General features: G+C 71.4%; 9 protein-coding genes. 7 read left to right on the top strand and 2 right to left on the bottom strand.

Features of this window, described 5'->3' with window-relative positions:
- The 3 genes from ACI379_RS10735 to ACI379_RS10725 form a co-directional block, all read left to right on the top strand.
- Positions 1–2066: acyl-CoA dehydrogenase family protein (locus tag ACI379_RS10735; protein WP_439792076.1), on the top strand; the 2066-nt coding region annotated here is incomplete at its 5' end.
- Between the two features lie 100 nt (positions 2067–2166).
- Positions 2167–3015, top strand: a complete 849-nt coding sequence (locus tag ACI379_RS10730; protein WP_439792075.1) for a hypothetical protein — start codon at positions 2167–2169, stop codon at positions 3013–3015.
- A 10-nt stretch (positions 3016–3025) separates the two neighbouring features.
- A complete protein-coding gene (locus tag ACI379_RS10725) occupies positions 3026–3778 on the top strand; it encodes a DinB family protein (RefSeq protein ID WP_439792074.1) in 753 nt (250 codons plus the stop codon).
- Between the two features lie 10 nt (positions 3779–3788).
- Here the strand turns inward: ACI379_RS10725 and ACI379_RS10720 are convergent, their stop codons facing one another.
- On the bottom strand, positions 3789–4544 hold the full coding sequence (locus ACI379_RS10720; RefSeq protein ID WP_439792073.1) for an alpha/beta fold hydrolase: 756 nt from the start codon (positions 4542–4544) through the stop codon (positions 3789–3791).
- Between the two features lie 17 nt (positions 4545–4561).
- Complete coding sequence (locus ACI379_RS10715) at positions 4562–5827, bottom strand: alpha/beta hydrolase fold domain-containing protein (RefSeq protein WP_439792072.1); 1266 nt, start codon at positions 5825–5827, stop codon at positions 4562–4564.
- Between the two features lie 86 nt (positions 5828–5913).
- On the opposite strand from ACI379_RS10715, the gene ACI379_RS10710 reads away from it, so the two are divergent.
- From ACI379_RS10710 to ACI379_RS10695, 4 genes are read left to right on the top strand one after another with little or no spacing between them, the layout of a single operon-like run.
- Positions 5914–8124 carry an acyl-CoA dehydrogenase gene (locus tag ACI379_RS10710; protein WP_439792071.1) on the top strand — a complete coding sequence of 737 codons (2211 nt, stop codon included), beginning with the start codon at positions 5914–5916 and terminating at the stop codon, positions 8122–8124.
- Positions 8121–9065, top strand: a complete 945-nt coding sequence (locus ACI379_RS10705; RefSeq protein WP_439792070.1) for a Zn-ribbon domain-containing OB-fold protein — start codon at positions 8121–8123, stop codon at positions 9063–9065. Before ACI379_RS10710 ends, ACI379_RS10705 begins: the two co-directional genes overlap by 4 nt.
- Complete coding sequence (locus ACI379_RS10700) at positions 9062–9451, top strand: MaoC/PaaZ C-terminal domain-containing protein (protein ID WP_439792069.1); 390 nt, start codon at positions 9062–9064, stop codon at positions 9449–9451. Before ACI379_RS10705 ends, ACI379_RS10700 begins: the two co-directional genes overlap by 4 nt.
- Positions 9451–10644 (top strand): lipid-transfer protein, encoded by a 1194-nt coding sequence (locus ACI379_RS10695; protein ID WP_439792068.1) that lies wholly within the window; start codon positions 9451–9453, stop codon positions 10642–10644. The genes ACI379_RS10700 and ACI379_RS10695 overlap by 1 nt, the downstream gene beginning before the upstream one ends.
- Positions 10645–10820: the final 176 nt, after the last annotated feature.

Genomic DNA, 10820 nt, shown 5'->3' with positions numbered 1-10820 from the left:
GGGCCGAGGGCGAGGGCTTCCTCGACGCGGTGCGTGAGGTCGAGAAGCAGCCCGATGCCACCTTCGACTCTGCCTGGTCCTCGCTGGGCGAGATGGGTCTGGCCACGATCGCGCTGCCCGAGTCCGTGGGTGGCGGCGGCGGTACGGTCCTCGACGCGTCCGTCGCGCTTGAGGCGTGCGCGCGCTCGCTCGTCCCGGGACACCTGCTCTCGACCACGATCGTCGGTTCCCTGGTGGCCGACGTCGCTGACGTCGCCGGGCGCCTGGCCGAGGGGGCCCGGGCGGCCTTCGCGCCGACGGCTTCGCTGCAGGCCGGCGACCGGCTGACCGGCACCGTCGACGTCGTGTGGGACGCGCCCGGCGCGGACCTGTTCCTGCTGGGCTCGACCGACGGGCGTTGGTTCGTCGTCGACGCCGAGCACGTGACGGTCACTCCGGCCGTCTCCCTCGACCTGACCCGCCGTTTTGGCACCGTCGTCGTGGACACCGACGCGTTCGTCGAGGTCGGCGTCTCCAGCCGTACGGTGACCAACGCGGCGATCACGTTCGCCGCCGCCGAGGCCGCCGGCATCGCCCGCTGGGCGCTGGCCACCTCGGTGGAGTACGCGAAGGTCCGTGAGCAGTTCGGCAAGCCGATCGGTTCCTTCCAGGCGATCAAGCACCTGTGCGCGCAGATGCTCGAGGACTGCGAGCAGATCACCGCCGTGGCGTGGGACGCGGCCGGCGTCGCGTTCGGCGACGAGACCCAGTGGACCTTCTCCGCGGGTGTCGCGGGCACGGTGGCCTTCGACGCCGCCGTCCGGGTGACGCAGAACGCCATCCAGGTCCTCGGCGGCATCGGGTTCACCTTCGAGCACGAGGCCCACTTCTACCTGCGTCGCGCCGTGTCGCTGCGCAACCTGGTCGGTCGTGGTCACGCCGAGGAGCTCGCCGCGCTCGCCGCCACGGGCGTCCGCCGCAAGGTCGACGTCGACCTCGAGGGTCGCGACGAGGCCGTTCGACCGCAGGTGCGCGAGACCGTGGCCCGCATCGCCGGCTCTGCCGACCAGCGTGCCGAGCTGGTGGAGACCGGCTACCTCACCCCGCACTGGCCGGCGCCGTACGGACTGGGTGCGGACGCGGTCTCCCAGCTGGTGATCGACGAGGAGCTGGCGGCCGCGGGAGTGGAGCGTCCCGACATCAAGATCGCGGGCTGGGCGGTGCCGACGATCCTCAAGCACGGCAACGACGCACAGCGCGAGCAGTTCGTCCGGCCCAGCCTGGCCGGCGACATCATCTGGTGCCAGCTGTTCTCCGAGCCCGGCTCCGGCTCCGACCTCGCGTCGCTGCGCACCCGTGCGGTGCGTGAGGAGAGCGGCCCCGACGGCCGCTCCGGCTGGCGCCTGACGGGCCAGAAGGTGTGGACCTCGATGGCGCGCGAGTCCCAGTGGGGCATCTGCCTGGCGCGCACCAACCCGGATGCGCCGCAGCACAAGGGCATCACCTACTTCCTGGTCGACATGACCAGCGCCGGCCTCGACATCCGTCCGCTGCGGGAGATGACGGGTGAGGAGCTGTTCAACGAGGTCTTCCTCGACAACGTGTTCGTGCCCGACGAGATGGTCGTCGGCGAGGTCGACAACGGCTGGCGGCTCGCGGTCACCACCCTGGCCAACGAGCGCGTCGCCATGGCCGGTCACCGGCTCGGCGCGTCGACCGAGGAGGCCGTCGAGCTCTTCGCGGAGGGTGGCGTCGCCGCCGGCCCCGGTACGGCTGGCCGCGTGGGCGAGGCTGTCGCGCTGGCCGTGGTCTGCTCGCTGCTCGGCACCCGTACGGTCCTCCGCTCGCTCTCGGGCCAGGGGCCTGGCGTGGAGTCCAGCGTCGCCAAGCTGCTCGGCGTCAAGAGTCGTCAGGACGCCTCCGAGCTGGTCGTCGACCTGCTGGGCGAGCAGATGGTCCTGGGGCGTCCCGAGCACGCCCGCTCGCTGCACGAGTCGCTCCTGACCCGCTGCCTGTCGATCGCTGGCGGGACCACGCAGATCCTGCGCAACGTGGCCGGCGAGCGGATCCTGGGCCTGCCGCGCTGAGGCGGAGACAGGGTTAGAAGGGCGCCTCGCTGGCTGAGCCTGTCGAGACCAGCCAGTCGTGTGCGGCTGCTCGGCCCGTCGGATGGGCATACTGGTCGCCATGTTTCGGGGGCGGCGTGAGCGACGTGAGAAGCGGATGGCCGAGCTGGACGTCCTCCGGCTGGTCAGGCGAGCGGCCGACGAGGACGTCACGCTGTTCGGTGAGGAGCTCTCGGAGCTTCACTTCGAGACTCTCACGACCCAGCTCGGCCCACGGGCGGTCGGCGACTACCAGGCGGCGCTGGACGCGTACGAGTCAGCCAAGAGCGCCCTGGCGGCGGCCGCGGAGGTGGCGGACGTCTCCGAGGTGACCAGGCTGCTGGCCGACGGTCGCTTCGCCCAGGCGTGCGTCCTGGCGGAGCGCGACGGCACCGAGCGCCCGACGCGCCGACCGCCGTGCTTCTTCGACCCGAGCCACGGGCCCGCCAGCAGGGACGTGGAGTGGGCGCCACCCGGAGGCGTGGCCCGTGAGATCCCGGTGTGCTTCAGGGACGCCCAACGCCTGGCGGCGGGCGAGCGGCCCGACGTGCGGCTCGTCCGTGTCGGCGACCGGCGGGTCGCGTGGTTCGACTCCGGGCCCGCGTACGCCGCGTGGGCTTCTGGTTGGTACGACCAGCTCGTCCGGGAGGGCCGCGTGGAGGTCGACCGACTCACCATGTGGAGCGCCCGCACGGCCGCGACCGCGGGTGCCGCGGCCCCGCTCGTGTGGTCGGACCCGGGGGCGTGGTCTGGTGGGGGACTGCACGGGGTGGGCGACCACGGGGCCTGCACGGGACCGACCACGGCGGATACCACGGGGGTGACCACGGCGGAGGGCACGGTGGTCACCACGGGGGAGGGTTCGGCGGCGACGGGGGCGACGGCTGAGCGCGTGTCGAGCGGCTCTTCCGGTCCGGCGCGGGTCGCGTGATGATGGGTCGATGGCCACCTTCTCCGGGACGGACGAGTTCGAGGGCGCCACGTTCGTCGGCGCCAGCCTCAGGGGGGCGCGGTTCCGGTTCTCCGACCTCAGCGGCGTGACGATGCGTGGCGTCGACCTCGACGGGCTCGACATCGACAGCCACGACCTGATGTTCGGCACCCTCGTGGTGAACGGCGTCGACGTGGTGCCCCTGGTCGAGGCGGAGCTGGACCGACGCTTCCCCGGACGCGCGCTGCAGAAGGCGCAGACGTCTGCGGGCCTGCGCGAAGGATGGGCAGCGGTCCAGAGGGCGTGGGCGGAGACGATCGCGCAGACTCCCGCATCCCTGGTCGACGCCCACGTGGAGGACGAGTGGTCGCTCGCCCAGACTCTGCGTCACCTCATCCTGGCCACGGACGCCTGGCTCGGCGGCGCGGTCCTGCGCCGGGAGCAGCCGTTCCACGAGATCGGCCAGATCTTCACCGGCGCCGCCCAGATGGGGTTCGACACCTCGATCTTCCGCGCCGAAGCACCCGCGTACGACGTGGTGCTCAGCGTCAGGGCGGAGCGCCAGGGACACGTCACCGACTTCCTGGCGAGTGTGACCCCGGACGTGCTGGCCGAGGAGCGGGACAACCCCTGGGACGCCGGAGACGACTGGCACCCCACCGTCGGTGACTGCCTGCGGGTCATCCTCGAGGAGGAGTGGGCGCACCTGCGCTACGTACGCAGGGACCTGGCCCTGCTGGAGCAGCAGTCCGCGCCGGGCTGACCGGCTGCCCTCAGACCGCGGTCTCGGAGATGACCCGCGCGACCAGCGCGGGGTCGTCGATCATCGGCACGTGCCCGGTCCCGGGCAGGGTGACGTGCCGGGCGCCCGGCACCACCCGCTCGGCGACCACGCCGTTGACGCTCTGCGGGAAGATCCGGTCCAGCTCGGGCCAGGCGATGGTGACCGGGCACGGCAGAGGGTCCAGGGGAGCGATCGCCTCGGTGGTCGCTAGCAGGTCCAGCGCGACGGGGCAGCCGAGCAGGTCGGCGGCGGCCTCCGTCGCCGCCCCGGGCGTGAGCCGGTCCCCGTGCGCGGCGATGTCACGCATGCTGAGCCGCCGTACCGTGGCGGACCGCATCACGAGGGACGTGACCGGGGCGCTGGTCCGGGTGAGGTGGCGTACGAACCGGAGTCGCCTCGCCGACCGGTTCTGCTCCACTGAGCCGGGGGTCCAGAAGCCGGCCGGGGAGAGGGCGCAGACCGACAGTGCGCGGCCCCGCCTCGCGAGCTCCACGGCCATCCAGCCGCCGAGGCTGTTGCCGGCCACGTGCACGCGGTCGTGGCCCCGGTCGTCGAGGAGGCGTTCAGTGGCGTCCGTCAGGGCAGCGACGGTCGCCGGTCCTGACAGCGCGGGGCCGCCACGGTGACCCGCGGCCGTGGGCGTCAGCAGGTCGTACCGGTCGGCGAGGAGTGGCGTGACACCGTCCCAGGCGGCCGAGGACATCATCACCCCGTGCAGCAGGAGCAGGACGGGACGCTCACTCACGGTCGGTCCTCCCGGTCTCAGCCGGCCTTGACAGCGACCTCGGGCGCGGGGCGTCCGGCCTTCCACGCGGCGTGGTGGGCGCGGATGTAGCGCGACACCCCGCGCGTGACGTACCCCGAGCGGATGGAGTTGAAGATCTCGTACGCGTGCTGGGCGCCGGGGAACTCGGCGTACGAGACCGAGTTCTTCGACACCTCGCGCAGGCGCTCGACGAAGACGCGGCCCTGGTTGACGTCGACCAGGGAGTCCTTGTCGCCGTGCAGCACGAAGAAGTCGGGCGCGTCCTCGGTGATCCGCAGGATGGGGGAGGCGGCCTCGAAGACCTCGGGGTTCTCCTCCCACGTCGTCATCATGACCTTCGAGGAGAGGAACCCGTCGCGCATGAGACGGGCGCTCTCCAGGCCGGTCGAGCCGGCCAGGTCGTACACGCCGTAGTGGGGGACCGCGAGCTGGACGGAGGTGTCCTCGTCCTCGAACCCGGGCTGGAACTCCGGCGCGTTGGGCGTGAGCGCCGCCAGCGCCGTGAGGTGGCCACCTGCCGAGCCGCCGGTGATGACCAGGTAGTCCGGGTCGCCGCCGTACTCACTGATGTGCTGCTTGATCCAGGCGATGGCGCGCTTCACGTCGATGATGTGCGCCGGCCACGGGTCGCGGGGGGCCAGGCGGTAGTTGATCGCGACGCAGACCCATCCCTGGGAGGCGAGCTCGTTCATGAGGGGCAGGCCCTGCTGCTCCTTCTGGCCCAGGATCCAGGCGCCACCGTGCACCTGCAGCAGAACCGGGGCGTTCGTGAGGTCGGCGTGGTCGGCCGGACGGTAGATGTCCAGCATGCCGCGCTTGCCGCACTCGCTGTACGCGATGTTGCGCTCGACGTGCACACCCGGGTTCTTGAAGTTGAACGGGCGCAGCGCCTCCTTGCGGGGGAACGAACGGTCCACGGGGCCGAGATCACCCAGCGCCGTCGTGTGTCCCGGCGTGAGGCTGTCCTTGAGGGCAGCCTCGATGACCTCTCCCGACCTGGTCGCCGCGCGCACCCGGCTGGCGTGCACCGCCATCGTGCCCAGCGCGAGGGCCACGCCGAGCTTGCTGCGCTTGCCCCCGCGGGGGCGGGCCAGGTGCACCGCGGTGTCGGTGGCGGTCAGCGCGAGCATCTGGGGCGACAGCTCGCTGGGCAGCCATCCCGTGGCGAACGACCCGATCGCCGAGCGGACCGAACGCTGGACCGGCCTGCTCACCACTGTCGTGAGGGCGGCGTTGAGGATCTGTCGAGCCAAGTACGTCACGTCGCGCAGCGTAGCGGGAGCGGCCCAGCGAGGCACGACCTGTTCGGCTAAAGTAGAACAGGTTTCAGTCTCTCTCAGGAGGAAGCGTGTCCGAAGACGTTCTCGATGATGTCCGCTCAGTGGTCGCCGACGTGTTGGACAAGGGGGCCGACGAGTCCCGGGGGGCGTGGAGCACGTTCGTCGAGGCCGGGCTGACCGCACTCGCCGCGCCCGAGGCGCACGACGGCAGCGGCTTCGGTGTCACCGAGCTGGCCGTGGTCCTCGACGAGGTCGGACGCCGCGGTCTGGACACCCCCGTGTGGGGCACCCTGGTCTGCGGCCTCGGTGTGATCACCGACTGCGGCACCGAGGAGCAGCAGGCCGCGCTCGTCCCCGGCATCGTCGACGGGTCGGTCCGGATCGCCCCCGCCCTGGCCGAGGTCGGCATCGGGATCCCGACCACCCCGCGCACCTCGCTGACCGACGGCCGTCTCACCGGCACCAAGGTCCGCGTCGCTGACGTCGTCGACGGTGCCCTGCTCGCCGTGACCGCCACTGGCCCCGAGGGGGTCGTCGTCGCGATCGTGGACCCCGCGGCCGAGGGCGTCACCCTCACCCCGACGTACGCCTCGACCGGGGCCGTGCACCACGCCGTCGCGCTGGCCGACGTCACCCCGCTGCACGTCCTGCCGGCCGGCTCCGGCGACCGCCTCCGCGACCTCGCCGTCGCCGGCGCGGTCCGCGAGGGTGCTGCTCTGCTCGCCGGCGCCCGCGACCTCACCGCGGACTACATCAAGGAGCGCCAGCAGTTCGGGCGCGTCCTGGCCGAGTTCCAGGCCGTCGCCCAGCAGATCGCCGACGTCTACATCGACGCGCAGATGGTCGGCCTCGCCGCGGGCGAGGCCATCCGACGCGTGGCCGAGGGCAAGGAGATCGTCGACGACCTCGCCGTCGCCGCCCACTCGTTCGTCAAGCGCGCCCCGCGCTCGCTGCAGACCTGCCACCACCTGCACGGAGGGTTCGGCGTCGACGTCACCTACGCGCTGCCGGCGTACTTCGCGCGGGTCATCGAGATCACCGAGCTTCTCGGCGGCCCGACGCTGACCCTGGCGGCCGTCCCGGCCGTCGACGGCGAGGGCAAGAACGGCGAGCTCACCGACTCGCAGCGCGAGTTCAAGGCCAGCGCGCGCGAGTACTTCGCCACGCTGTACAGCCGTGAGGACAAGGTCGAGGTGCTCACCGACCGCCACGGCCCCGCGTACCACCGTGCGATCCGTCAGATGGGTACCGACGGCTGGCTCGGGGTCGGCTGGCCCACCGAGTACGGCGGGAAGAACCTGGGCGTCGTCGAGCAGCAGATCTTCGCCAACGAGGCCTCGTACGCTGACGTGCACCTGCCGTCCGTCACCCTGCAGACGGTGGGCCCGACGCTGCAGCAGTTCGGCAGCGAGAAGCAGAAGGAGATGTTCCTCTCCCGCATCCTCGAGGGCGACGTCCACTTCGCCATCGGCTACTCCGAGCCCGACGCCGGCACCGACCTCGCGTCGCTGCGTACCGCGGCCCGTCAGGACCCGGCCACCGGCGACTGGATCGTCAACGGCCAGAAGATGTGGACCACCGGTGGCCACGCGGCCGACTACATCTGGCTCGCCGTGCGGACCGACCCCGATGCCCCCAAGCACAAGGGCATCTCGATCCTGATCGTGGACACGAAGGACCCCGGGTTCACCTGGACGCCGATCGTGACCTCCGACGGGTCGCACCACGTCAACGCCACGTACTTCAACGACGTGCGGGTGCCCGCCGACATGCTGGTCGGGGAGGTCAACCAGGGTTGGAAGCTGATCACCTCCCAGCTCAACCACGAGCGCATCATGCTCGGGCCCGCGGGCCGCCTGGAGGGCCTGCGTGACCGCGTGGCGACCTGGGCCGAGACCCGCACCGCACCCGACGGCACCCCGCTGCTGGAGGTCCCGGCCGTCCACGACGCGCTCGCCGAGGTCACCGAGGCGTACCGCGTCAACGAGCTGCTCAACTGGCACGTCGCGCTCGGCAAGGACACCGGTCTCAAGGCCGTCGCCGCCTCGTCGGCGAGCAAGGTGTTCTCCACCCAGGAGGTGCAGAGCCTCGGGCTCGGGCTGCTCGACGTCGTCGTGACGTACGGCGACCCGACCGACCCCGAGACCGCGTGGCTGCTGGAGTACCTGGACCGCACCGCCAAGCGCAACCTGACCATCACCTTCGGCGGAGGCGTCCAGGAGGTCCAGCGCGAGCTGATCGCGATGTTCGGCCTCGGTCTGCCCAAGGTGCCCCGATGAGCGAAAAGAAGGACGTGACGGTGGAGTCCCAGATCACCCCCGAGCTGGACGCCGAGGTCCGGGCCAAGGCGGACGAGCTGATCGCGCAGGGCGTCTGCTCGACCCGTACGGCCCGCGACGGCGTCAACCAGGCCACCATCAACGCCTGGACCGACGCGATGGGCATCAACGACCCGCGCTGGACCTCCGGCGAGGCGCCGGAGTCGATGGCCCAGGTCTGGACGATGTACGCCCTCGGCGGCACCAAGGACCCCCACGACCCGCTGCACGCGATGATGGACTGGCTCACCGAGCGCGGCTTCCGCGGCGTGCTGGGCACCAACGTCGAGCAGACGTACGTGCGCCGCCTCGAGGTCGGCGAGGTGCCGCGCCTGGAGATGCGGCTGGAGTCCGTGGTCGGCCCCAAGGCCACCGGCATGGGCGAGGGCTACTTCGTCACCGCACTGACCGAGTGGTTCGTCGGCCCCGAGGATGCCCCCGAGCTGGTCGCGACGATGCTGTTCCGGGTCCTGAAGTTCATCCCGAAGCCCAGGAAGAAGCCGTCCAAGTTCGTCCTGTACCCGACGAAGAACCGCGACACCGAGTTCTTCTGGGAGGGCACGGCCGCCGGTGAGCTGCGCGTGCAGAAGTGCAACGCCTGCGGAGCGCTGCGGCACCCGCCCGGCCCGTCGTGCCCGGAGTGCCACGCGTTCGACCGCGGGTACGTCGTGAGCACGGGGGAGGGCACCGTGTTCAGCCACGTGATGCACCACCACCCGCCGATCCCCGGCTTCGAGATGCCGATCCACACCGCGCTGGTCGACCTCGACGAGGGCGTACGGATGCTGGCCACCGTCGACGTCGCCAACGGCGGCACCGTCGAGATCGGCGACCGGGTCGAGGTGGCCTGGCGCACCGTCGACGAGAACCTGACCCTGCCGATGTGGAGGAAGAAGGCATGAGCACGACTGCACTGACCGTGGGGTCGGTCCTGCCCGAGTGGTCGATCGACGTCACCACGCGCCTGGTGGTCACCACCGCCCTGGCGACCCGCGACTTCCAGAACGTCCACCACGACCGTGACGCCGCCACCGGCGCCGGGTCGAAGGACATCTTCATGAACATCCTCACCAGCCAGGGGATGGTGCAGCGCTACGTCAACGAGCAGCTCGGGGACGTCTTCCTGACCTCGATGTCGGTCCGCCTGGGCGCGCCCGCGTACCCCGGGGACACGATGGTGTTCTCCGGCGAGGTGCTGGGGGAGGCCGACGGCGTGTACGAGGTGAAGGTGGTGGGCACCGTCTCCCTGGGAGCCCACGTGACCGCAACGGTGAAGGTGAAGCCCTGATGAGCACCCTGTCCCGCAAGGCAGCGATCGTCGGGATCGGCGCCACCGAGTTCTCCAAGGAGTCGGGGCGCTCCGAGCTCCAGCTGTCGGTGGAGGCCTCGCTCGCAGCCCTGGCCGACGCCGGGCTGAAGCCCTCCGACGTCGACGGTCTGGTCACCTTCAAGATGGACACGTCCTCGGAGATCGCGATCGCTCGCGAGCTCGGGGCTGGCGACGTCCGCTTCTTCAGCCGCATCGACTACGGCGGCGGCGCGGGCGGCGGCACGATCCAGCAGGCCGCGATGGCGGTCGCGACCGGCGTCGCCGACGTGGTCCTCGTGTACCGCGGGTTCAACGAGCGCTCCGGCCAGCGGTTCGGCCAGACGCAGACGTGGGCCAACAGCCAGGTCAACACCAACGGCCTCGACAACGCCTGGTCGTACCCGCACGGGCTCACCACGCCGGCGGCGACCGTGGCGATGCAGGCGCGTCGCTACATGCACGAGTACGGCGCCACGTCCGAGGACTTCGGACGGGTCGCGGTGGCGGACCGTCGTCACGCCGCCAACAACCCGAACGCGTTCTTCCACGGCAAGCCGATCACCCTCGAGGACCACCAGGCCTCCCGGATGATCGCCGAGCCGCTGCACCTGCTCGACTGCTGCCAGGAGTCCGACGGCGGCGTGGCGATGGTCATCGTCTCCGCCGAGCGCGCGGCCGACCTCGACGTGGTGCCCGCGTACATCTCGGCCGCCGCGCAGGGCTTCGCCGGCGACCAGTTCGTGATGACGTCGTACTACCGCGACAACATCGGCACCCCCGAGATGGGTGTCGTCGGGCGTGAGCTGTACCGCCAGTCCGGCCTCGGCCCGTCCGACATCGCCACCGCGGTGCTGTACGACCACTTCACGCCGTACGTCCTGATGCAGCTCGAGGAGCTCGGCTTCTGCGGCCGCGGCGAGGCGAAGGACCTCGTCGCCGACGGCGGCATCGAGATCGGTGGCCGCCTGCCGGTCAACACCCACGGCGGTCAGCTGGGTGAGGCCTACATCCACGGGATGAACGGTTTCCTCGAGGGCGTACGCCAGATCCGTGGAACCTCGGTCAACCAGGTCGTCGGCGTCGAGGGCACCTCGGCGACGTGGGACCGCGAGCACGTGCTCGTGACCGCCGGCACGGGTGTGCCGACCTCGGGGGTCATCCTGTCCCGGTGACGCCACCCGTACGCACCTCGACGGCCGCCCTTCCGCCCGGGGCGGCGGCCGTCGGCGCACCCCGGCGGACGGGTTTCCCCGGCGGGCCGGCGGGCGTGCAATGGAGGGATGAGCGATCCTACCGCCCCGCTTCGTCCGTGCCGTCGCCGAGCGCAACGCCGACCTCCTGCGCGCGG

The organism is Nocardioides sp. (genome assembly GCF_051876515.1).
Lineage (GTDB): Bacteria > Actinomycetota > Actinomycetes > Propionibacteriales > Nocardioidaceae > Nocardioides.
The sequence above is the reverse complement of the archived record's forward strand: the minus strand, read 5'-3'. Positions and strand labels throughout refer to the sequence as shown.